Annotated in this window: 23 protein-coding genes; all 23 read left to right on the top strand. The window is 40.5% G+C overall.

All coding sequences use genetic code 11. The features are described 5' to 3' along the window. Positions 1 to 6: 6 nt before the first annotated feature. The 23 genes from KH400_RS10270 (at position 7) to KH400_RS10160 (ending at position 24350) form a co-directional block, all read left to right on the top strand. Positions 7 to 1089, top strand: coding sequence for a protein-glutamate methylesterase/protein-glutamine glutaminase (locus KH400_RS10270; RefSeq protein WP_217224424.1), 1083 nt, complete (start codon positions 7 to 9; stop codon positions 1087 to 1089). A 123-nt stretch (positions 1090 to 1212) separates the two neighbouring features. Continuing rightward, entirely contained in the window at positions 1213 to 1851 is a 639-nt protein-coding gene (locus KH400_RS10265) for a chemotaxis protein CheC (protein WP_217224423.1), read from the top strand. Further along, a complete protein-coding gene (locus tag KH400_RS10260; RefSeq protein ID WP_217224422.1) occupies positions 1844 to 2332 on the top strand; it encodes a chemotaxis protein CheD in 489 nt (162 codons plus the stop codon). Before KH400_RS10265 ends, KH400_RS10260 begins: the two co-directional genes overlap by 8 nt. Beyond that, positions 2332 to 2676: a hypothetical protein gene (locus KH400_RS10255; RefSeq protein ID WP_217224421.1), complete on the top strand. Its 345-nt coding sequence runs from the start codon at positions 2332 to 2334 to the stop codon at positions 2674 to 2676. The genes KH400_RS10260 and KH400_RS10255 overlap by 1 nt, the downstream gene beginning before the upstream one ends. A gap of 3 nt (positions 2677 to 2679) precedes the next feature. After that, positions 2680 to 3447: a FliA/WhiG family RNA polymerase sigma factor gene (locus KH400_RS10250; RefSeq protein ID WP_217224419.1), complete on the top strand. Its 768-nt coding sequence runs from the start codon at positions 2680 to 2682 to the stop codon at positions 3445 to 3447. A 39-nt stretch (positions 3448 to 3486) separates the two neighbouring features. Continuing rightward, on the top strand, positions 3487 to 4863 hold the full coding sequence (locus KH400_RS10245; RefSeq protein ID WP_217224418.1) for a flagellar assembly protein A: 1377 nt from the start codon (positions 3487 to 3489) through the stop codon (positions 4861 to 4863). A gap of 172 nt (positions 4864 to 5035) precedes the next feature. After that, on the top strand, positions 5036 to 5569 hold the full coding sequence (locus KH400_RS10240) for a DUF6115 domain-containing protein (RefSeq protein ID WP_217224417.1): 534 nt from the start codon (positions 5036 to 5038) through the stop codon (positions 5567 to 5569). A gap of 159 nt (positions 5570 to 5728) precedes the next feature. Next, the gene (gene rpsB, locus KH400_RS10235) at positions 5729 to 6460 is read left to right on the top strand and encodes a 30S ribosomal protein S2 (RefSeq protein ID WP_217224416.1); all 732 of its coding nucleotides are present in this window, start codon (positions 5729 to 5731) and stop codon (positions 6458 to 6460) included. A gap of 132 nt (positions 6461 to 6592) precedes the next feature. Next, positions 6593 to 7477: a translation elongation factor Ts gene (tsf, locus tag KH400_RS10230; RefSeq protein WP_217224415.1), complete on the top strand. Its 885-nt coding sequence runs from the start codon at positions 6593 to 6595 to the stop codon at positions 7475 to 7477. Positions 7478 to 7557: 80 nt separating this feature from the next. After that, positions 7558 to 8277, top strand: a complete 720-nt coding sequence (gene pyrH / locus KH400_RS10225; protein WP_217224414.1) for a UMP kinase — start codon at positions 7558 to 7560, stop codon at positions 8275 to 8277. Continuing rightward, positions 8277 to 8834, top strand: coding sequence for a ribosome recycling factor (gene frr, locus KH400_RS10220; RefSeq protein ID WP_217224412.1), 558 nt, complete (start codon positions 8277 to 8279; stop codon positions 8832 to 8834). The genes pyrH and frr overlap by 1 nt, the downstream gene beginning before the upstream one ends. Before the next feature lie 251 nt (positions 8835 to 9085). Next, positions 9086 to 9856, top strand: a complete 771-nt coding sequence (gene uppS, locus KH400_RS10215) for an undecaprenyl pyrophosphate synthase (RefSeq protein ID WP_217224411.1) — start codon at positions 9086 to 9088, stop codon at positions 9854 to 9856. 15 nt (positions 9857 to 9871) lie between these two features. Further along, positions 9872 to 10666, top strand: coding sequence for a phosphatidate cytidylyltransferase (locus KH400_RS10210; RefSeq protein ID WP_217224409.1), 795 nt, complete (start codon positions 9872 to 9874; stop codon positions 10664 to 10666). A gap of 79 nt (positions 10667 to 10745) precedes the next feature. After that, entirely contained in the window at positions 10746 to 11894 is a 1149-nt protein-coding gene (locus KH400_RS10205) for a 1-deoxy-D-xylulose-5-phosphate reductoisomerase (protein WP_217224407.1), read from the top strand. Between the two features lie 17 nt (positions 11895 to 11911). Further along, on the top strand, positions 11912 to 13171 hold the full coding sequence (gene rseP, locus KH400_RS10200; RefSeq protein ID WP_217224404.1) for an RIP metalloprotease RseP: 1260 nt from the start codon (positions 11912 to 11914) through the stop codon (positions 13169 to 13171). A gap of 83 nt (positions 13172 to 13254) precedes the next feature. Continuing rightward, on the top strand, positions 13255 to 14964 hold the full coding sequence (locus KH400_RS10195; RefSeq protein ID WP_217224402.1) for a proline--tRNA ligase: 1710 nt from the start codon (positions 13255 to 13257) through the stop codon (positions 14962 to 14964). Between the two features lie 92 nt (positions 14965 to 15056). Next, the gene (locus tag KH400_RS10190) at positions 15057 to 19355 is read left to right on the top strand and encodes a PolC-type DNA polymerase III (protein WP_217224401.1); all 4299 of its coding nucleotides are present in this window, start codon (positions 15057 to 15059) and stop codon (positions 19353 to 19355) included. Between the two features lie 384 nt (positions 19356 to 19739). Further along, positions 19740 to 20210, top strand: a complete 471-nt coding sequence (gene rimP, locus KH400_RS10185; RefSeq protein ID WP_217224400.1) for a ribosome maturation factor RimP — start codon at positions 19740 to 19742, stop codon at positions 20208 to 20210. 20 nt (positions 20211 to 20230) lie between these two features. Beyond that, positions 20231 to 21364 carry a transcription termination factor NusA gene (nusA, locus tag KH400_RS10180; RefSeq protein WP_217224399.1) on the top strand — a complete coding sequence of 378 codons (1134 nt, stop codon included), beginning with the start codon at positions 20231 to 20233 and terminating at the stop codon, positions 21362 to 21364. A 20-nt stretch (positions 21365 to 21384) separates the two neighbouring features. After that, a complete protein-coding gene (gene rnpM / locus KH400_RS10175; protein ID WP_217224397.1) occupies positions 21385 to 21660 on the top strand; it encodes an RNase P modulator RnpM in 276 nt (91 codons plus the stop codon). Next, positions 21657 to 21962 carry a YlxQ family RNA-binding protein gene (locus KH400_RS10170; RefSeq protein ID WP_217224396.1) on the top strand — a complete coding sequence of 102 codons (306 nt, stop codon included), beginning with the start codon at positions 21657 to 21659 and terminating at the stop codon, positions 21960 to 21962. The genes rnpM and KH400_RS10170 overlap by 4 nt, the downstream gene beginning before the upstream one ends. A 16-nt stretch (positions 21963 to 21978) precedes the next feature. Next, positions 21979 to 24072: a translation initiation factor IF-2 gene (gene infB, locus KH400_RS10165; protein WP_217224395.1), complete on the top strand. Its 2094-nt coding sequence runs from the start codon at positions 21979 to 21981 to the stop codon at positions 24070 to 24072. Beyond that, positions 24072 to 24350 carry a DUF503 domain-containing protein gene (locus tag KH400_RS10160; RefSeq protein ID WP_217224627.1) on the top strand — a complete coding sequence of 93 codons (279 nt, stop codon included), beginning with the start codon at positions 24072 to 24074 and terminating at the stop codon, positions 24348 to 24350. The genes infB and KH400_RS10160 overlap by 1 nt, the downstream gene beginning before the upstream one ends. Positions 24351 to 24355: the final 5 nt, after the last annotated feature.

The following is a 24355-nucleotide window of genomic DNA, read 5'->3' as shown; positions in this document are numbered from 1 at the left end:
TGTCTAGTGAAAAAAAAGATTCGCGTACTTGTCGTTGATGATTCAGCTTTTATGAGGAAAGTAATTACAGACCTCTTGCAAGTAGATGAACGTATCCAAGTAATAGCGACCGCTCGAAATGGAAAAGATGCGATAGAAAAAATAGCAAAGCATACCCCAGATGTGATGACATTAGATGTTGAAATGCCGGTCATGAACGGACTAGATACCGTCAAAAGGGTGATGGAAACCATGCCATTACCAATTGTCATGGTCAGTAGTACAACTCGTGAGGGCGAAACGAATACATTTCAAGCAATTGATGATGGTGCTGTAGATTTCATTGCTAAACCATCGGGGCCTATTTCTCTAGACTTGCATAAGATTCAAGATGATTTGATCGAAAAGGTTATTTCCGCAGCTGGCATTCAACTGACAAAAATGATGAACGACAATAGGGCAAAGCAACCCTTAGTACAAGATAATCACTTATTATGCCTAACAAAAAGCCATGCGGCTAAGTCTACATCGCTTGCCAATAAGATTATTGCTATAGGGACGTCTACTGGTGGACCTAAAGCTTTGCAACAAGTGCTAACAAACTTACCTAAAAATCTAAATGCTCCACTGCTTGTTGTTCAGCATATGCCTGCAGGTTTTACACAGTCACTTGCTAATCGATTAAATGGAATGTCTGAACTTTTTGTTAAGGAAGCTGAAGATGGTGAAGTGGTTAAAAAGGGTGTTGCCTACATTGCCCCTGGTGACTATCATTTAACAGTACAAAAAATGGGGTTGTCGCTAGTAATTAAGCTGGATCAGTCCCCTCCCCAAAATGGTCATCGACCATCCGTTGATGTTATGTTCGAATCGCTATGCTCGTTAACAAATTATACAAAGGTTGCTGTCATTATGACGGGGATGGGCTCAGATGGTACTGAAGGTTTACTTCGCTTAAAACAATCGGGCAATTGTTATGCGGTCAGTGAATCGGAAGAGACAGCGATTGTTTATGGGATGCCTAAAGCAGCAGCTAACACGAATCAAGTTGATGAAATTGTACCGCTAACCGGTGTAGCAGAAGCGATTGTCCGTCATTGTTTAGTCTAATAGAGTCTGTTCAAAAAAAGGATAAACCACTCTTTTTGAACAGACTCTACTAGCAAAAGTAAGGTTAAGAAAATAAAAGGGGGAGTTCGTGTTGGTTATTTGGGGAAAAATGGGGGAATACCAATGAGTTTTCTAGATCGAATCCAATCACACCACCTTGATGTATTGAAAGAAGTGGGGAATATTGGTGCAGGTCATGCTGCGACCGCTTTGTCAAAACTATTAAATAAAGTTATTGATATGAGAGTACCTTCTGTTCGTGTCATTTCTTTTTCTGAAATCACTGAATTGGTCGGTGGACCTGACCAAGTCGTAGCCGCTATTTTTTTGCGGTTAGAAGGTGACGCTCCAGGTAGCATGTTTTTTATGGTGCCAGTTAAAGAAGCTGAGCAGCTGACGCGACATGTAACTGGCGATGAAGATTTTCAATTACAAGAACCACCATTTCAAGAATTAGGTTTATCGGCATTGGAAGAAATAGGTAATATTTTAGCTGGTTCGTATTTGTCATCCCTTTCTGATTTTACCAAGTTAAATCTACAGCCATCTGTTCCTGCTCTAAGTATTGATATGTCTGGTGCGATTTTAAGTTACGGGTTACTTGAATTGTCTCAAGTCGTTGATTATGCGATCGTGATTGATACAAAGATTAGTGAAGTAGAACGTAGCGAAGAACAATTATCAGGACACTTTTTTCTTTTACCTGACCCTGAATCGTTTGAGAAGATGTTGAAAGCCTTAGGGGTACCTGTGAATGAATGATGTTGTAAAAGTGGGAATGGCTGATTTAAATATTGTAAAACCACCGCATACGATACGCACCTCAGGATTAGGGTCATGTGTAGGAGTTGTATTATATGATCAATGTGCAAAGGTAGCTGGGATGGCACATATTATGCTTCCTGAGTCATCATTAGGAAAATCAGGTTCAATCAATGTTGCGAAATATGCCGATACGGCCATTCTCGAATTAATTCACCGTTTAGAAAAAGCAGGGGCTAGAATTGGATCACTAAAAGCAAAGATTGCCGGAGGGGCACAAATGTTTAATTTTTCTTCGGCAAATGAAATGATGAGAATTGGTCCACGAAACGTGGAGGCAGTCAAACAACAACTTAAACAGTTACGGATTCGTCTCGTTTCTGAAGATGTTGGAGGAAGCAGTGGTCGGACGATCGAGTTCAATCCGGAAACAAGTGTGTTAAGGATTCGAACGGTCAGTAAAGGAGAAGCAGAGATCTAATGTTAGCAGGCAATTGGTTGATGAACTTAATCGTTAGTTTACTAGCTTTTGTTACCGTCTTTGCTGCCTCTGTTGCATATAATTTAGTAGAAACGAGCTTATTTAGAGGTGTGTATGCTTTTATATCTGTGTTTTTTCTAATGTATGTCTTTAGGTGGTTGTGGGCATTGGCTTCTAAATCTAACGAGGATATTGAAGCACAACAAGCGAATACTGAGACAGATGACGTTGATTCAACGGAAACCGTAGCCAACGATCAACTGCGAAATGACGATAACGACGAAGAAACGAGTGTTCAGACTGCGGCTTTTGTCAAAGATTTATTGAACGATAAGGGGGATTAACACATGCCTAGCAGCTCAGTCATAGAAGATAAACAAGTTTGGGAAAAATGGGTTAATGATCGTGATGTCGATGCATGTGACACACTCATCCGGATGTATATGCCGCTTGTCAATTATCACGTCCAGCGAATATCGGTTGGGCTGCCACGCAATGTGAACAAAGAGGATCTACAAAGTCATGGGATGATTGGGCTATACGACGCACTTGAAAAGTTTGATATGAGTCGTGATTTAAAATTCGATACATATGCCTCGTTTCGAATTCGTGGTGCGATTATCGACGGCCTTAGGAGAGAAGATTGGCTCCCCCGTTCGTTGCGTGAAAAAGCAAAAAAAGTTGAGGCAACGATGGAGAAGCTTGAACAAACCCATGGTCGTTATGTGACTGAAGAGGAAGTGGCTAAAGAGTTAGGAATGACGGTAGAGGATGTAACACAGGTTTTGTCTGAAAGTTTTATGGCGCATAAGCTTTCAATCGATGAAGAGTCGAATGATTCCGAGCGTGATGAATCATTTCAAACCATGATTGAAGATACGGCAGCACAATCTCCAGAAGAGAGCATCATGACTGAGGCGACTAAGCAGGAATTATTACATGTGATTAAACAATTAAATGAGAAAGAACAGTTAGTGGTCAGTCTGTTTTATTATGAAGAACTAACGTTGACTGAAATTGGACAAGTGTTAGGTTTGTCAACGTCAAGGATTTCGCAAATCCATTCAAAGGCGTTGTTTCGGATGCAGCAAGTACTGATGAAAAATAGGTCGTAGATAGGTTTGTCCTAAACTGTTGGCAAAGGATTTGATGATATGACTGAAATGGATCAATATTTTGAAATCAGAGTTTCAGAGGATAAAATGACCGCATCAATCATACAACATCAAAGAATACCTAATGACCAAGACATTACGATTGACGAAGTGAAACAGTTTATTTTGGAGCATGAAATTTCTTATGGCCTTGATGAAGCAAACATTCAAAAGCTTGTTCATCAAGGTGAAACCGTAGAATCCCCATTGACAATCGCAACAGGAAAGAAACCGATAAATGGTGAAGATGCGAAGCTAGTCCCCGTCCAATTAAAGAAAGAAAAAGAAAATGACGAAGCGATAACTGTTGACCTTAAACAAGTGATTGATATTCCTTCTGTTGTACAAAATCAGTTGGTCGGTGAAAAAGCCCCAGCGACCGATGGGGTCCCAGGAATGAATGTCTTTGCCAAAGAGGTACCTGCAAAGCCTGGAAAAGATTTTCGCCTCCGGGCTGGGAAAAACACGCGACTTGACCACGATGGAACCAAACTCTATGCAATCGTTGATGGTCAGGTAAGTGTTGAACAAAAACAAATTCATGTTTATCCGGTTTTTGAAGTTCATGGAGATATTGATATGAAAGTTGGTAACATTTCATTTGTTGGCAATGTAACAATCCGTGGTGGAGTGCCATCAGGGTTTAAAATTGAATCGAAAGGTGATATTCGGATTCATGGGACGGTAGAGGCGGCAGATCTGCAATCAGAAGGTTCAATCTATGTATTAGCAGGCATTGCCGCTCAGGGGAAAGGGCGAGTAGAAGCAAAACAAGATGTTCATACGACGTTTATTAACCAAGGAAATGTAAAAACTGGTGGGGACCTTTTCGTCGACCAATCGATTTTACATAGTGAGTGTGAGGCAGGAGGGAATATCTATTGTCATAAAGGCAATGTTGTTGGTGGAGGACTCTCGGCTGGTCAACAAATCGTTGTAAAGAATCTAGGTAATGAAATGAATACGCCAACATCACTGTATCTTGGCGTCAGTCAAAGTCGCTTAGAACGAAAGCAACATCTTCAATCTCAGAAACAGACGGCGGAAGAAGAGCTTGTTAAGCTACAAAAGCTATTGGAAACGTATGAAGCTAAAGAACAGCATTCGAAATCTCTCACCCCTCAAGAACGAATTATGAAATTACGAATTCGTAATACGATCGCTAATATGCAACAACAGTTACAAGAAGTAACCGAGGATTTGCAAGAGCTTGACGATAGGCAAGATAGCGATCGTCAAGGCGTGGTGTGTGTAGAACATCAATTATACCCGAATGTTGATATCCATTTTGGGAAGTATCGAAGAAAAATCATGTCACCACATAAAAATATAAGGCTTCTGTATGAAGATGGTGAAATTCAATTAGTGAGTCGTTAAAATCCGCTGTTTTTGATGTCGGTCTTTCTAGGGCAATAATGACGATGGGGTGATGTGCAAGCTACATGAATAGAAAGATCATCGAAGGACACTCGCGATATCATGAGAGTGTTGATTTTAAAATACCCTTTCACGGGATTATATAATTATAATTAATTGAGGGAAGTAACCAATGATCACGTATTTAGTCATCGTAAGCATCATTTTGCATTTTATTACATTTTTCTGGATTATCACGTTGATGCAGCGTTTTAATCGTGAGGCACCTTCACCAAATAAGAATGCAGAGAAGGTTAAAGCGGAAATTGAAGATTTATTAGTCGCATATACAACTGAAATGAAGGAAGAAAATGAACGGTTAATTAAACAGTTTATCGATCATGGGCAAGAACAGAGCCAACAGTTGAGGGAGGATACCGTTAGGCATGATCCACCTCAGCGTGAGCGGACAACTAAGCAGACATCACCACTGTCCCCACTCTCTAACGAACAAGTGGAATTTGATAAAACTGAGAATGAATATGATCGGTCTTATCAGCCCCCAATCCCAACTGATGATGATTATAAAAGCGACGATGTATTTGAACAATCTGAGACAGCTAAGGTTTTATCTTTAGCAAATCAAGGATATTCAGCGAATGAAATAGCGAAAAAGCTAGGGATGGGAAAAGGTGAAGTTGAACTCTTATTAAAATTTTATCAATAAAATAAAATGGTTGCTTGCTATTGCCATCACAGTATGATATATTTATCAACGGTGTTAATCACACACGCTCGCTAATTTGAGTAACGGTGCTGCAAAGCGCAGTCTTACTTAAAAATGATGTGAGCGGAGGAAAATAAAAACCAAAAGGAGGTGTTTGATGTGGCAGTAATCTCCATGAAACAACTATTAGAAGCTGGGGTACACTTCGGTCACCAAACTCGTCGTTGGAACCCAAAAATGGATCGCTACATCTTCACAGAACGTAATGGCATTTATATCATTGACCTACAAAAAACGGTCAAAAAAGTAGAGGAAGCTTACAACTTTGTAAGAGACCTTGCAGCTGACGGAGGGAAAGTTCTTTTCGTTGGTACGAAAAAACAAGCACAAGATTCAGTAAGAGACGAAGCACAACGTTGTGGAATGTTCTATATCAACCAACGTTGGTTAGGTGGAACATTAACGAACTTTGAAACAATTCAAAAGCGTATTGCTCGCCTTAAGGATCTTGAAAAAATGCAAGAGGATGGAACATTCGATGTTCTTCCTAAAAAAGAAGTTATTCTTCTTAAAAAAGAAATGGATCGCCTAGAGAAGTTCTTAGGTGGAATTAAAGAAATGGATGGAATTCCTGATGCTTTATTCATTATAGATCCTCGTAAAGAACGTATTGCAATTGCTGAAGCTCATAAGCTTAACATCCCAATCGTAGCAATTGTTGATACAAACTGTGACCCTGATGAAATTGATTACGTTATCCCAGGTAACGATGATGCAATTCGTGCGGTTAAGCTTCTAACTGGTAAAATGGCAGACGCTATCATTGAAGCGAACCAAGGGGAAGAAGGACAAGAAGTAGCAGAGGAAGAGACAGAGGAAACAACTGCTTAATTTCATTTGCTCTCAAAAAGGGTGGTAAAGGGGGTTACCCTTTATCACCCTTTTTTTTGAACAATGGACATGCTAAAATGTGAAAAACATGGGAAGCTATTTACATAGTATATTCTTAAGGAGGAATTTTAAATGGCAGTAACAGCAAGTATGGTAAAAGAATTACGTGAAAAGACAGGCGCAGGTATGATGGATTGTAAAAAGGCATTAACTGAAACAGATGGTGATATGGATAAAGCAGTTGATCTTTTACGTGAAAAAGGGATCGCGAAAGCTGCGAAAAAAGCAGACCGCATTGCAGCTGAAGGTCTAGCATTTGTAAAAGTTGATGGCAACAAAGCAGCAATTCTTGAAGTCAACTCAGAAACAGATTTCGTTGCAAAGAACGAAAGCTTCCAAGATCTTGTTAGTGAACTAGGATCGCACATTCTATCTCAAAACCCAGCTACAGTTGAAGAAGCATTAGAGCAACCGTTCCAAGGTGATGGTGAGACAGTACAAGAATACATCAACAACCAAATTGCAAAAATTGGTGAGAAGATCTCTTTACGCCGTTTTGAAGTAGCAACTAAAGGTGACGGAGATGCATTTGGTGCTTACCTTCATATGGGTGGTAAAATTGCCGTTCTTACAACACTTGAAGGTACAACAGATGAAGAGGTAGCAAAAGACGTAGCGATGCACGTAGCAGCGATTAATCCAAAATATGTTTCACGTGATTCTGTACCTGCAGAAGAAACTGATCGTGAGCGCGAAGTATTAAAGCAACAAGCGTTAAATGAAGGGAAACCAGAAAACATTGTTGAGAAAATGGTGGAAGGTCGTTTAGGTAAATTCTTCGAACAAATCTGCTTACTTGACCAACCGTTTGTTAAAGATGGCGATCAAAAAGTTGGTAAGTTCGTTGAAAGTAAGGGCGCAACTGTAAAGAACTTTGTTCGTTTTGAAGTTGGAGAAGGTATGGAGAAACGTGAAGAAAACTTTGCAGACGAGGTTATGTCTCAAGTGAAAAAATAATGAAAATAGGGGGCACTGTGTGTTCCCTATTTTTAAAAATGCATCAAACGAGTCATAACTAACTGCAAATGGAGGTAACGATGGGTAAATATAATCGTGTGGTATTAAAGTTAAGCGGTGAGGCATTAGCAGGGGAACAAGGCTACGGCATCGATCCTTCTGTCATTCAATCGATCGCATCACAAGTAAAAGAAATTGTCGAGCTCGGTACAGAGGTGGCGATTGTTGTTGGTGGAGGTAACATTTGGCGAGGGATGGCTGGAAGTGCAAAAGGAATGGACCGTGCAACAGCCGATTATATGGGGATGTTAGCAACTGTCATGAATTCTCTTGCTCTTCAAGATAGTCTTGAGAATATTGATGTTGAGTCACGCGTACAGACATCAATCGAAATGCGCCAAGTGGCTGAACCGTACATTCGTCGTAAAGCGATTCGTCATCTTGAAAAAAAACGTGTCGTGATCTTTGCGGCTGGTACAGGTAATCCGTACTTTTCGACCGATACAACGGCAGCATTGCGAGCGGCTGAAATTGAAGCTGAAGTGATTTTAATGGCTAAGAATAAAGTCGATGGTGTCTACAGCGCTGATCCATCCGTTGATGTAAATGCAAAGAAATATCGTTCGCTTTCGTTCTTGGATGTTTTAAAAGAAGGCTTAGCAGTTATGGATTCAACAGCATCTTCGTTATGTATGGATAATGATATTCCTTTAATTGTTTTCTCCATTATGGAAGAAGGTAATATTAAACGAGCTGTTGTTGGTGAAGAAATTGGAACAGTAGTAAGGGGGAACCAATAATGTCAAATGAGACAATTAATAATGCAGAACAACGAATGAAAAAAGCAATCGAATCGTTGCAACGTGAGCTTGCTACACTACGAGCAGGACGTGCAAATCCTGCGATTCTTGATAAAGTAACAGTTGAATATTACGGTGCTCCAACACCGCTAAATCAGTTAGCGACAGTTTCAGTACCAGAGGCAAGACTTTTACTCATTCAACCTTTTGATAAGTCATCAGTTTCTGATATTGAAAAAGCGATTCAAAAAGCAGATCTTGGTTTAAGTCCTTCGAATGATGGTACAGTTATCCGTATTGCGATACCTGCATTAACAGAAGATCGACGTAAAGAACTCGTGAAATTAGTAAAAAAATATGCTGAAGAGGCAAAAGTTGCGATCCGTAACGTCCGTCGCGATGCGAACGATGATTTGAAAAAGTTACAAAAAGACGGTGAGATGACTGAAGATGATTTACGCCGTACAACAGATGAAGTACAAAAAGTCACAGATAAACACATTTATCAAATTGACGACCTTGCGGAAAATAAAGAAAAAGAAATCATGGAAGTATAACTTAAATCACGGTAAAATAGAATAGTGAAATAGACCCTCTACTTTTAAAGGGGGTTTTTTTATACGAATGGACAGTAAAGGTTGTTTCGTGCCTATGTTCTACTATATGATGGACAGTAGTAATGAATGCTTTGTGATTGATAGTACGGTGAAAATACATATGTGTCATCAATAAAAGTAGCCGTAGGTCAGATCCATAGGGACGATGAGAAAGGTTCTATTAGAACTGATATGTGTTGGAGGGCAAGGAAATGCTTGAAAAATTCTCGAAATGGAAAGCGTCTAAAGAGAGTCCAGCCTCACCATCTACACCAATTGAACAAATGAAAGTGCCAAAGCATGTGGCGATCATTATGGATGGTAACGGTAGGTGGGCAAAAAATAAAGGTTTACCTAGGGTAGCGGGCCACCGTGAAGGAATGAAAGTCATTAATAAAATTGTTAGAAAAGCAAATGAACTCGGGGTAGAAGTGCTTTCTTTATATGCGTTCTCCACAGAAAATTGGAAACGACCGAAAACAGAGGTTGATTTTTTATTACGTCTACCTGAACGCTTTTTAAGTATTGAACTGCCAAAGTTAATCGAGGAAAATGTTCAAGTCCGGTTAATGGGTAGTACCGAGAATTTACCGGACCATACGCTTAAAGCAGTAACAAAAGCGGTAGAGAGTACGAAAAATAATACGGGGCTTATCCTTAATTTTGCCTTAAACTATGGGAGTCGCTACGAGATCTCTGAGGCGGTCAAAAGAATAGCAAGGGACGTTGAGGCAGGGGTTCTCTCAGATGCTGATATCGATGATGAGTTAATTTCCTCGTATTTAATGACGAGTGAATTACGTGATCCAGACTTACTCATCCGAACGAGTGGGGAAATACGGCTTAGTAACTTTATGCTTTGGCAGTTAGCGTACAGTGAATTTTGGTTCACTGACATCCTGTGGCCAGATTTTAGCGAGGAGCACTTTATCGAAGCCATTCGTGTCTATCAAAATCGGGGACGGCGTTATGGTGGTGTATAGGAAGGAGGTTTATCTATGAAGCAGCGAATAATTACTGGAGTCATTGGTGGTGCTTTTTTTGTAACGATGGTGGTCATTGGGGGCCTTGTCTTTACATTATTTATAACCATACTTGCTTCGGTTGCAATGGCTGAGTTATTAAAAATGAAGAAGATACCTCCTTTTTCATTAATGGGTTTCGTAAGCTTTGTATTAATGTGGTTGCTACTTCTACCGAGTCAGTGGCTTCATTTTTCGATTTTCTCTAGTTTTACAAAGGTAGAATTGTTTTTGTTTTTAATCCTCATTTTGCTTGCGCTGACAGTAGTCACAAAAAACTCATTCACTTTTGATGAGGCCGGCTTTGTGATTTTATCTTCAGTGTATGTGGGTTATGGTTTTCATTATTTAATCATGAGTCGAATTGTTCCTGACTATGGGATGGAATTTTTATTTTTGATCCTGTTTCTGATTTGGGCGACAGATTCAGGTGCATACTTTTTTGGACGCAAGTTTGGCAAACGGAAGCTTTGGCCTGATATTAGCCCGAAGAAGACGATTGAAGGCTCACTGGGCGGGGTTGCACTGGCGTTTGTTGTCGGTCTTGCATTCCATATGTTTATTCCTGTATTTTCAGCAACGACATTACTTTTAGTGATCCTTATTACATCCATTTTTGGTCAGTTGGGTGATCTCGTTGAGTCAGCCTTAAAACGCCACTATGTTGTTAAAGACTCAGGTAATGTTTTGCCAGGTCATGGCGGTGTCCTAGATCGATTTGATAGTCTAATTTTTGTGATGCCGATTCTTCATTTGTTACAACTCATCTAAGAGAAATCGGTACATACATAATCAGAATAACATGAATAAAATGGACAATTTATAACTACGATGGTAGAGGGTGAAATCGATGAAGAAGATTAGTTTATTAGGGGCAACTGGGTCAATTGGAACACAAACACTAGACGTTATAAAACAACACCACGAACAGTTTTCACTCGTTGCCATGTCAGTAGGAAGAAATTTAGATTTAGCGATTAAACAGATTAAGGAGTTCTCTCCGAAGATCGTCTCTGTTTTAACGAAGGACGATAGCGATTCACTTAAACTACAAATAGATAGTAACATTAAAGTGGTCTACGGCGAAGCGGGCTTAATTGAGGTTGCTACGTTTGACAAATCAGATATCGTTGTTAATGCAGTGATTGGCAGTGTTGGTCTGACACCTACATTAGCCGCGATCGAGGCTAGAAAAACAGTAGCGATCGCTAATAAAGAAACACTAGTTACTGCAGGCCATATTGTAACGAAACAAGCCAAGCAGTATGGTGTACAACTTCTTCCAGTCGATAGCGAGCATTCAGCAATTTTCCAATGTTTACAAGGTGATCAAAACGATCAAGTGGAACGCTTGATTTTAACGGCTTCTGGTGGGAGCTTCCGTGACCGTACACGATCACAACTTGAAGGGGTTACCGTCAATGAAGCCTTAAACCACCCAAATTGGTCAATGGGGGCAAAGATAACAATAGACTCTGCAACGATGATGAACAAAGGATTAGAGGTTATTGAAGCTCATTGGCTTTTTCAAATGTCATATGAGAAAATTGATGTTATTCTTCACAAAGAGAGCATCATCCATTCCATGGTTGAATTCGTTGACCGTGGTGTGATTGCTCAGCTAGGAACACCAGATATGCGTGTGCCGATTCAATATGCGCTTACGTATCCGAACCGACTTGAATTAGAGGGGACCGACAGGTTAAACTTATGGGAAGCAGGAACGCTTCATTTTGAACAGCCTGACTTTAACCGCTATCGTTGTTTGCAATTCGCTTATGATGCTGGGAAAGTTGGTGGAACGATGCCGACGGTCCTAAATGCGGCTAATGAAGTAGCGGTTGACTATTTTCTACAGGGTAAAATTCCATTTCTTCAAATCGAAGCGATAATCGAACAAGCGATGGAACGCCATAATGGTGAACAATGTCCGTCACTTGAGGTGATTAAAGAAGTTGACGTTGACTCCCGTCATTATGTGCACTCACTACTTAAATAAAGGTGGGGTAATTTCCAGTGAATACATTACTATCAATTATTGTGATCTTTGGTTTGCTCGTATTTATCCATGAATGGGGGCATCTCTATTTTGCAAAACGAGCGGGGATTCTATGTCGTGAGTTTGCGATTGGCTTTGGGCCAAAAGTATTCTCCTTCAAAAGAGATGAGACGGTATATACGATTCGTCTATTACCGTTAGGTGGCTTTGTTCGCATGGCTGGTGAAGACCCGGAGATGATTCAAATTAAGCCCGGGTATGAGATTGGCCTTCGTTTTAATCAAAAAGGCAAAGTTAAAGATATTGTTGTCAATAACAAATCCAAACACCCTGATGCGAGGGTAGTGACCGTTGAACGAATTGATTTAGAAAAAGAGCTTGTTATTGAGGCCTATATCGATGATGAGGATGGGTTGCAACGTTATCAGGTCGATGAAAAGGCTGATATGATTTATGATGAACAACGAACGCAGATTGCTCCCTATGATCGTCAATTTGGTTCAAAAACGGTCGGACAACGGGCACTCGCTATTTTTGCAGGACCGTTAATGAACTTTGTGCTAGCGTTCTTTATTTTGATGGTTTATGCCTTACTTCAAGGGATTCCAGTTGATGAATCTCGGATCGGTGACATTTCTCCTGATGGTGCAGCTGCTGAAGCAGGCTTGCAAGAAAACGACCGAATCATTTCGATCGACGGTCAGCCATTAGAAACATGGGAGGATCTTACGACCGTTATCCAACAGCATCCGAATCAACTACTTAGTTTTGAAATTGTTCGCGATGGTCAAATTGAAGTGGTAAATGTAACACCACAAGAACGGCTTAATCCAATGGAGGAAACAGAAGGTTTCATCGGTGTATTACCTGCGAATGAATTTTCGATTATCGGCTCGATTCAATATGGGGTTACTGAAACCTATTTAATTACTTCACTCATCTTTGAAGCGTTAGGAATGCTAGTTACTGGTCAGTTTTCACTAGATCACTTAGCAGGTCCGGTTGGTATTTATAACTATACGGGTGAGGCTGCTTCTATGGGTATTTTTGTCCTTATGAGATGGGCAGCGATGTTAAGTGTGAATCTAGGGATCATTAATCTTCTTCCTCTACCAGCGCTTGATGGCGGACGTTTGATGTTTATTGGACTAGAGGCGGTTAGAGGAAAGCCAATTGACCCGCAAAAAGAAGGGGTTGTTCATTTTATTGGTTTTGCACTCCTGATGCTCTTAATGCTTGTTGTTACATGGAATGATATCAATAAATTCTTCTTGTAAGTACGAAGGAAATAGCAGAGGACTGTAAAAAACAAGGATTTACGATTATAATAGTTGTTGTTGAAAGAAAAGAGGGGCGTTAAATGAGACAAAGTAATTTTTTAATTCCGACGTTACGAGATGTTCCAGCTGATGCAGAGATTGCAAGTCACCAGTTAATGGTGAGAGCTGGAATGATTCGTCAAACAGCATCAGGTATTTATTCATATTTACCTTTTGGGAAACGTGTGTTAAAAAAAGTAGAAGAAATTATTCGTGATGAGATGGATGCTGCAGGAGGGCAAGAAGTGTTAATGCCTGCGATTCAACCAGCGGAATTGTGGGAGGAGTCAGGCCGTCTTGGTGCCTATGGTCCAGAATTGATTCGTCTAAAGGATCGTCATCAACGTGATTTCGTACTAGGGCCGACACATGAAGAAGTGATCACTTCATTGGTCAGAGACGACATTAAATCATATAAAAAACTTCCTGTTAACCTCTATCAAATTCAAACGAAATATCGTGATGAACGTAGACCACGATTCGGTGTGCTCCGTTCAAGAGAATTTATTATGAAGGATGCCTATTCGTTTGACACAACAATCGAAGGCCTTGATGCTAGTTATGAACAAATGTATCAAGCATATACCAATATTTTTAAACGTTGTGGTTTAGATTTTCGCGCTGTTGTAGCAGACTCAGGTGCCATCGGTGGGACGGATACCCATGAATTTATGGTCTTATCAGAGATTGGTGAAGATACGATTGCCTATTCCGATTCATCTGATTTTGCAGCAAACATTGAAATAGCGGCTGTAAAAGCTGGATCTTACGCGCGGGATGAAGACGAAGCTCCGTTAGAGAAGATTGATACACCGAATATGAAAACCATTGACGAGCTGTCGCGTTCACTTGAACTTGATTCAGCCAAAATCATAAAAGCCGTGTTGTTTATGGTTGATGAAGAACCTGTTCTGGTACTCGTTCGTGGGGATCATGAGGTGAATGATCTTAAGCTAGAAAAAGTGTTCCCGGGAGCTACTGTTGAGGTTGCTACACCTGAGCAGGCGCTTGAGCATATGGGCGTTGAGATCGGTTATTTAGGTCCAATCGGAGCACCAACAAGTGTAAAGGTGATTGCTGATCAAGATGTACAAGGTGTCGTCAATGGTCTGTGTGGCGCAAATGAAACGGATAAACATTTTAAGAATGTCAATGTTGGACGTGACTTTGAGGTCGAGCAGTTTGTTGATGTCCGTTTTATTAAAGAGGGTGATCCTTCTCCTGATGGTCAAGGAACGATCAAATTTGCAAAAGGTATTGAGGTTGGACATGTCTTCAAGCTTGGCACGAAATATAGTGAGGCCCTTGGTGCGACGTTCCTTGATGAAAATGGAAAAGCTCAACCGATGATCATGGGTTGTTATGGCATTGGGGTTTCAAGAACGGTTGCTGCGATTGTCGAACAAAGCCATGATGAGAATGGGTTGGTTTGGCCAAAGGAAGTGACACCTTTTGATATCCACCTCGTTGCCATTAATAGCAAAAATGCTGATCAAAAAGAATTAGCAGATCAATTGTATGAGCAATTAAGGCAGGATCGTTTTGATGTGCTTTATGATGATCGCCCTGAACGAGCTGGCGTGAAATTCAAAGACTCTGACTTACTAGGGTTACCGATCCGTGTAGGTGTCGGAAAACGGGCAGCAGAAGGTATTGTTGAAGTGAAGTTACGTAAATCGGGAGAGATGTTTGAGGTTGAAGTGTCAAACCTGAAGGCCTTTTTAGAAGAGCAGTTTTTAACATTAGTTTAATTGATCGAAACATAAAGCGAATGGTACTCCGAACGGTTGGGGGTACCATTCCCTTTGTTTTCACCGAAAAAGAAAAAGGGGGGTCTTAAATCATGAGTGAAGAGCAAATTAGAAGAGAACGATTCCAATTACTCCTCCAACAAATTCAAATCCCAGAAGATATCGTTAACGAGCATTTTCAAGGTGGGAAAATTAATAAATTAACGATTTATAAAGAAAAGAAGCGTTGGCATTTTGATTTTGCACTTAAAAACATGATGCCTTTTGCCGTTTTTGAGCTCCTATCCAATCGATTGACGCAAGGACTTGCTCATGTTGCAGCGGTAACATTTTCAATCACCTATGAACAGCAAAATATAACGAAAGAGACATTCAGTGAGTATTGGCATCATATCGTCTCGCAATTAGAAGGGGTATCTCCAGCCCTACGTTCATTACTCGAAGGACAGCAACCAACTGTAAATGGGCAGCAATTAACGATTCAAGTGCGAAGTGACACTGAAGCGATTGCCTTAAAGCGTAAGCTAACTGAACCGCTTCATAAGACACTTACGAGCCTAGGCCTACCAGTCTTTCAACTTGAAGCCGAGGTGAAAGAGTCTCAGCAAGATTATGAGCGTTTTGTTGAACAAAAGAAACAAGAAGACCATTCAAAAATGATTGAAGCGATGATGGAAAAGCAAAAGGCTGCGAAGAAAGCAGACAGTAAAAACGGACAAGAGTCGCTCGTGATCGGTTATCCAATTAAAGATGACCCTGTGCCTCTTGAAACGATCGTTGATGAAGAACGCCGCATTACAGCTCAAGGATATGTGTTTGATGCGGAGACGAGAGAGCTTAGAAGTGGAAGAACGTTGTTAACATTTAAAATTACCGATTATACCGACTCGATTCTCGTGAAGATCTTTTCGCGTGACAAAGAAGATGTTCCCATGCTTGAATCGGTGAAAAAGGGGATGTGGTTAAAAGTTCGTGGCGGCATCCAAAATGATACGTTTGTTCGCGATTTAGTGATGATTGCAAATGATATTAATGAAGTAAAGCCGATTGAACGAGAAGATCAAGCTTTTGAAGGCGAAAAGCGTGTTGAACTTCATATGCATACTGCGATGAGTCAAATGGATGGTGTGACAAGTGCAGGGCGTTTAGTTGAGCAAGCGGCCAAGTTTGGACACCCAGCTGTAGCTATTACTGATCATGGAAACGTGCAGTCGTTTCCGGAAGCATATGCTTCGGGACAAAAGCATGGTGTAAAAATATTATATGGTGTGGAAGCTAACCTGGTCGATGATGGTGTTCCAATTGCTTATAATGAACAGCACCGATTGCTATTTGAAGATACCTATGTCGTTTTTGACGTTGAAACAACAGGGCTATCTGCGGTTTATAATAAAATCATTGAACTGGCTGCTGTCAAAGTCAAAGATGGTGAAATTATTGACCGTTTCGAGGCATTTGCTGATCCGCATGAGCCGCTAACCGAGACAATTATCGAATTAACAGGGATTACCGATGATATGCTCGAGGGACAACCAGAAATTGATGAGGTTCTTCGTGATTTTCATGCCTTTGTCGGGGATGCGGTGTTAGTTGCCCATAATGCTAGCTTTGATATGGGGTTTTTAAATGTTGGCTACCGTAAGATTGGTTTAGGTGATGCTCCTAATCCGGTCATTGATACATTAGAGCTTGGACGATTTTTATATCCTCAATTTAAAAACCACCGTTTAAATACACTTTGTAAGAAATTTGATATTGAGCTCGTGAGTCATCACCGTGCGATTTATGATGCTGAAGCTACGGGGTACCTCTTATGGAAAATGGTAAAGGACTTACAAGAAAAAGAGATTCGCTACCACGATGAGCTGAACAATAATATGGGACAAGGTGATTTTCACCGCTTGCGGCCATCGCATTGCATTTTACTAGCTCAAAATCAACAAGGGTTAAAAAATCTCTATCAGTTGATTTCGTTATCACACATTCATTATTTTTATCGAACCCCGAGAATTCCGCGCTCACAGTTACAGCTTTACCGCGAAGGGATTATTGTCGGTTCAGGTTGTGACAAAGGTGAAGTGTTTGAAGGGATGATGCAAAAATCGCCTGATGAAGTGGAGGAAATTGCTAAGTTCTACGACTATTTAGAAATTCAGCCGCTAGAAAATTATTACCATTTAATTGAGAAAGAGCTCGTACGTGATGAACAAGCATTGCAAGAAATTACGATGAATATCGTTCGTCTTGGTGAAAAGTTAAATAAACTGGTCGTAGCGACTGGAAATGTTCATTATGTAGATCCTAATGATCATATTTATCGTAAAATTTTAATCGCTTCTCAAGGTGGCGCAAACCCGTTAAATAAACAGACGCTGCCACAGGTCCACTTGCGATCAACCGATGAAATGCTCGAATGCTTGTCGTTTTTAGGTGAGGAAAAAGCAAAAGAAGTTGTCGTGACAAATACACAAGCGATCGCCGAACAAGTTGAAGACATTCAACCTGTTCCGGATGATTTATACACACCAAAGATCGAAGGAGCCGATGAGGAAATTCGTAACATGAGTTTTGATCGGGCACGTTCGATTTATGGTGAGGAGTTACCGGAGATCGTTGAAGCAAGGTTAGAAAAAGAGTTGAAAAGTATCATTGGTCATGGGTTTGCGGTTATCTACTTGATCTCACAAAAACTTGTTAAAAAGTCATTAGAAGATGGTTATTTAGTTGGTTCACGTGGATCGGTAGGTTCATCATTTGTGGCAACGATGACCGAGATTACAGAAGTCAACCCACTACCCCCTCACTATGTTTGTCCAAATTGCCACCATTCTCACTTCTTTAATGATGGTTCTGTTGGTTCGGGGTTTGATCTACCTGACAAAGATTGCCCAGAGTGTGGTAGTGAATATGTCAAAGATGGACAAGATATACCGTTTGAAACGTTCCTAGGATTTAAAGGTGATAAGGTACCCGACATTGATTTAAACTTTTCTGGTGACTATCAACCACGTGCACACAATTACACAAAAGAGTTGTTCGGTGAAGATTATGTATACCGTGCAGGAACGATCGGAACGGTCGCTGATAAAACCGCTTATGGATTTGTCAAAGGGTATCAAAGTGATCACGACATTCACATGCGTGGGGCGGAAATTGACCGTCTTGTTGCGGGATGTACGGGTGTAAAGCGAACAACGGGGCAGCACCCCGGGGGTATTATCGTTGTTCCTGATTATATGGATATCTATGATTTTAGCCCGATACAATTTCCTGCCGATGATAAGACAGCCGAATGGAAGACGACCCACTTTGACTTCCACTCCATCCATGACAACTTATTAAAATTAGATATACTTGGGCACGATGACCCAACGGTTATTCGTATGCTCCAAGATTTAAGTGGGATTGAACCAAAATCAATACCAACAGATGACCCAGAAGTGATGAAAATATTTGGTGGAACAGAATCCCTTGGTGTAACTGAAGAACAAATCATGTGTAAGACAGGTACCTACGGGATCCCTGAATTTGGTACACGTTTTGTTCGTCAAATGCTTGAGGAAACTAAACCAAGTACGTTTTCAGAACTTGTACAGATTTCAGGTTTATCACATGGATCGGATGTATGGTTAGGCAATGCTAATGAATTGATCTATAGTGGGACATGTGAATTAAAAGATGTGATTGGTTGTCGTGATGATATTATGGTTTATTTAATCTATAAAGGACTTGACTCCTCGTTAGCCTTTAAAATTATGGAGTTTGTCCGTAAAGGAAAAGGCCTACAAGAAGAGTGGATCGAGGAAATGAAAAAGCATGATGTACCTGATTGGTACATTGGATCGTGCTTGAAAATTAAATATATGTTCCCAAAAGCCCATGCGGCTGCCTATGTTTTAATGGCCGTACGTATTGCTTATTTTAAAGTTCATTATCCAATCCTTTTCTACGCTGCATACTTTACTGTAAGGGCAGATGATTTTGATCTTGATGTCATGGCGCGTGGCTCGAAGGCGATCCGAAAGAAGGTTGAAGAGATCAATGGAAAAGGGTTGGACGCCTCACCGAAGGAAAAAAGTTTATTAACGGTACTTGAACTCGCACTTGAAATGTGTGAACGTAATTTGTCGTTCCAAAAGGTTGATCTATACCGTTCTCATGCGACAGAATTTATTGTTGATGGAGACACATTAATCCCGCCATTTAATGCTTTAACGGGTGTAGGGACAAATGCAGCCATCAATATTGTCAAAGCAAGAGGAGAGCAAGAGTTTTTATCAAAAGAAGATCTACAACAACGAAGTAAAATTACAAAAACCGTGTTAGAACATTTAGATGACCACGGCTGTTTAGAAGGGCTTCCTGATTCAAATCAACTCTCGCTTTTCTAGAGTCTGTTTAAAAAGGGTGTTTTTCTCCTACAGGCGCGCAGCGAGTGGAGCCATCGTAAACACTTTTCAAACACGTTTTTCTAGGAAATGTTAACCTAGGTAAAGGTTAGGTATCTTGCAATCAAAAGGAGATTATGATATTGTTTTTATGGCAATACTTAGTATAGCGATTCCAAAAAAGAGTGGGGAAACCCACTCTTTCGTTTTCATACAAAAGGAATAAAAGGTGTCCATCACGAGACCGTGATGTTTTTTACATTACCAAAAAAATAGCTATATCACACTTCATTGGATCATGAGGATGCGTACATACGACATAAAGTTCCTCAAAACATTAGACTCGTATTCGTGTATAGAAAAATTACTGAAAGAAGGAGGATGTTAATGAGCAAAAAAGTTACTGACATGACAGAAGAATTAGTTACACCGATCTTAGAGGAGTTAAAGCTAGAGCTCGTTGATATCGAATTTAAAAAAGAAGGCAAGAATTGGTACCTGCGAGTTTTCATTGATGATGAAGATGGAGTAGATATTGAAGATTGTGGCACTGTTAGTGAAAAGCTAAGTGAAAAGTTAGATGAACTCGACCCGATTCAGCAAGCCTACTTTTTAGAAGTGTCATCACCAGGTGCTGAGCGGCCGCTGAAAAAGGAAAAAGATGTTCAACGAGCGATCGGTAAAAATGTTTATATTACAACATATGAACCGATTCACGGAGAAAAAGCATTCGAAGGCAAGCTCGTTCACTTTGACGGTGAAACGCTAACGGTTGCTGTACGTGTCAAAACTCGTACGAATGAGATTGAATTACCGTATGAAAAAGTAGCAAGTGCTAGGCTTGCTGTTGTTTTTTAATTGAAAGGGGGAAGCGTTCAATGAATAGTGATTTTATGGATGCATTAACAACATTGGAAAAAGACAAAGGGATCGAAAAAGAAGTGATTTTAGAAGCGATTGAAGCCGCGCTAATTTCAGGATACAAACGAAATTTTAATCAAGCACAAAATGTACGTGTCGATATCAATCGTGAGAATGGCAGTATTCGCGTGTTTGCTAGGAAACAGGTCGTTGAAGAGGTGTTCGATGCCAGGCTAGAGATTTCTGAAGATGCAGCGAAAGAGATTAATCCGAATTTTGAAGTCGATGATATTGTTGAAATTGAGGTGACGCCAAAGGATTTTGGACGGATTGCCGCACAAACAGCCAAACAAGTGGTCACCCAGCGAGTGCGCGAAGCCGAGCGAGGGATCATATATTCCGATTTCATCGACCGTGAAGAAGACATTATGACCGGTATTGTACAACGTCAAGATAATCGCTTTATTTATGTTGATTTAGGTAAAGTAGAAGCTCTTTTACCATTAGGCGAACAAATGCCAAACGAAACGTACAAACATAATGACCGGATTAAAGCCTACATTACGAAAGTAGAGAAAACGACTAAAGGACCACAAATTTTAATTTCAAGAACTCATCCCGGTCTTTTAAAACGACTATTTGAGTTAGAGGTGCCAGAAATTTATGACGGAACCGTGGAAATTAAATCCGTATCACGTGAAGCGGGAGACCGATCGAAAATTGCTGTCCATGCTGAAGATCCAGAAGTTGATCCTGTAGGCTCTTGTGTTGGTCCTAAAGGCCAAAGGGTCCAAACGATTGTTGATGAGTTAAAAGGTGAAAAAATTGACATTGTTCGTTGGTCTGAAGATCCAGTTGAATATGTGGCCAATGCGCTTAGTCCTTCGAAGGTTCTTGAAGTAAACGTTGATGAGGAAGAAAAAATGACACAAGTGATTGTGCCAGATTACCAACTTTCATTAGCGATCGGAAAACGTGGTCAAAACGCACGTCTCGCTGCAAAATTAACAGGTTGGAAAATAGATATAAAAAGTCAATCAGAGGCTGAGGAACTAGGCTTATATCATCCAGATGAAGCGCTAGAAGAAGTTGAGGCTGATGATCCTGATGATCCTGTTGAAGAACCTGTTACTGACGAACAGACTGAATAAAACAAAGGAGATGGAGCCGGATGAAAAAACGAAAAGTTCCACTTCGCAAATGTGTTGTTACTAATGAGATGAAACCGAAACAAGAACTCATTCGTATTGTTCGTTCACCAGAGGGCGACGTTTCAATTGACCCGACTGGAAAGAAAAATGGTCGTGGTGCTTACATAAGCAATAGCAAGGAGTGTTTTGAAATGGCTAAAAAGAAAGATATCCTTTCAAGACATTTAAATGTTAAAGTTAGTAATGAGATTTATGACCATCTAGAAGAAGCCAGACGGCAGGGACAAGGACAATGAGTGATCAAAAGTGGATGTCGATGTTAGGCTTGGCGGCGAGAGCAAGAATGCTTGTATCTGGAGAAGAACTTGTGATTAAAGATGTAAGAGCAAAAAAAGTGAAATTGGTTCTTCTTTCGTCTGATGCTTCTGAATCGACGAGAAAGAAAGTGGTTAATAAATGTGAGCACTATCATGTACCGTTGCGGACGGTCTCGACAAGGGACTTTTTGGGGCATGCAATCGGTAAAGGAGAGCGAGTGGTTATCGGTGTTATAGACCCTGGATTTGCAAAGAAATTGATCACACTACTTGATCAATAAAGGTGGAGGTTAACATATGAGGAAGATGCGAATATATGAATATGCAAAAGAAAAGAATAAATCAAGTAAAGAGATCATTGAGCAATTAAAACAACTCAATGTATCCGTTTCAAACCATATGTCTGTTATTGATGAGGACACAATCAAAAAATTAGAAGGAAACAGCAACAGTAAAGAAAACAAACAAGACACTGCAAAGCAGAAAAATAAACCTTCTAAACCAAAGCAAGAGAAGCCTAATCATAATAAGAACAACCCTAATCAAAAGAAAAAAGGGAACAAGAAGCAGCAACGGAATCAAAAAAATAACCGTGGGAATAAAGAGGAGCAATCAGTGAAGAGTAAACAGAACAAAACACCAGAGAAGATTACGTATTCAGGTACGGTTACAGTTGGGGATTTAGCGGGTAAATTAAACAAAGAGCCTTCTGAGCTTATCAAAAAATTGATGTTCTTAGGTGTGATGGCGACGATCAACCAGGAGCTAGATAAGGATTCAATTGAACTTATTTGTGAGGATTTTGGGGTTGAGGTTGAAGAAGAGGTCATTATTGATGAGCATGAATTTGAAAACATCGAAGAGAATGATGATCCAAAAGACCTAAAAGAACGACCGCCTGTCGTTACGATCATGGGGCATGTTGACCACGGGAAAACAACGCTTCTAGACTCTATTCGTCATACAAAAGTAACAGCAGGCGAAGCGGGCGGTATTACGCAACATATTGGTGCTTATCAGATCGAAGAGAATGATAAGAAAGTCACGTTCTTAGATACTCCGGGTCACGCGGCGTTTACAACGATGCGCGCACGTGGAGCCCAAGTGACAGATATTACAATTCTCGTTGTCGCTGCAGATGATGGAGTTATGCCACAAACAAAAGAAGCGATCAACCACGCAAAAGCAGCAGGTGTACCAATTATTGTTGCAGTTAATAAAATGGATAAGGAAGCAGCAAATCCGGATCGCGTTATGCAAGAGTTAACTGAGTTTGAGCTTGTTCCTGAAGCTTGGGGTGGCGATACAATTTTTGTTCCAGTATCAGCATTGAAAGGTGAAGGTATTGATGAGCTGCTAGAGATGATCCTTCTCGTTGCTGAGGTGGAAGAATATAAGGCGAACCCTGACAAACGTGCACGAGGTACAGTGATAGAAGCTGAACTTGATAAAGGTCGCGGACCGGTTGCGACGTTACTCGTACAATCAGGGACATTAAATGTCGGCGATCCTATTGTTGTTGGAAACACATTTGGTCGGGTTCGTGCGATGGTCAATGATCTCGGGCGCCGTGTGAAAACCGTTGGTCCATCTACACCTGTAGAAATTACAGGTCTAAATGCAGTCCCTCAGGCTGGCGATCAATTTTTAGCTTTTGAAGATGAAAAGAAAGCACGTCAAATTGGTGAAGCGCGAGCAACAAAGCAGCGCGAAGCGGAACGTAAAGAAACATCAAAAGTCAGCCTTGATGATTTGTTTGAACAAATTCAACAAGGGGATATTAAAGAGATCAATGTCATTATTAAAGCCGATGTGCAAGGGTCTGTAGAAGCGATGAAAGGTGCTCTTGAAAAGATTGATGTTGAAGGTGTGAAAGTAAACATTATTCATACGGGTGTTGGCGCCATCGCTGAGTCTGACATTATTTTGGCATCAGCTTCTAATGCAATTGTCATTGGGTTCAATGTCCGTCCAGATGTGAATGCGAAGCGTACGGCAGAAGCGGAAAAAGTTGATATTCGTCTTCATCGTGTCATTTACAATGCGATTGATGAGATTGAGGCAGCGATGAAAGGGATGCTTGATCCGGAATATCAAGAAAAAGTTATTGGCCAATTGGAAGTACGTGCGACGTTTAAAGTGTCTAAAATTGGTACGATTGCAGGTTCATATGTGACGGATGGGAAGATCACTCGTGACTCAACGGTTCGTTTGATTCGCGATGGTATTGTGATTTATGAAGGAGCCTTAAATGCATTAAAACGATATAAAGATGATGTTAAAGAAGTTGCATCTGGTTATGAATGTGGTGTAACACTAGAGAATTTCAATGATATTAAAGAAGGCGACATCATTGAAGCATATGTCATGGAGGAAATCAAACCTAAATGATCATCGGTGTCATCACATGCGAATGTATCATTTATGACGCACAGTCACTTAAGGAGAAACGCTCAGTCTTAAAAAGTGTCCTTACAAAGCTCAGGCAACGGTTAAATGTTACTGTTGCCGAGACTGCGCATCAAAATGTATGGCAACGAACTGAAATAGCGATTGCAGCAATTGCTAATGATAAAACTGTCGTTGAAAAGGAACTGCAGCGAGCATTAAAGATGATTGATGGAGTTCCAGAAATTGAACGTACAGTAACAACGATTGAATGGCTGTAAACGCA

Source organism: Desertibacillus haloalkaliphilus (assembly GCF_019039105.1).
Taxonomy (GTDB): Bacteria; Bacillota; Bacilli; order Bacillales; family KJ1-10-99; genus Desertibacillus; species Desertibacillus haloalkaliphilus.
Note: the sequence above shows the minus strand (reverse complement) of the source record. Positions and strands in the feature narration are given on the sequence as shown.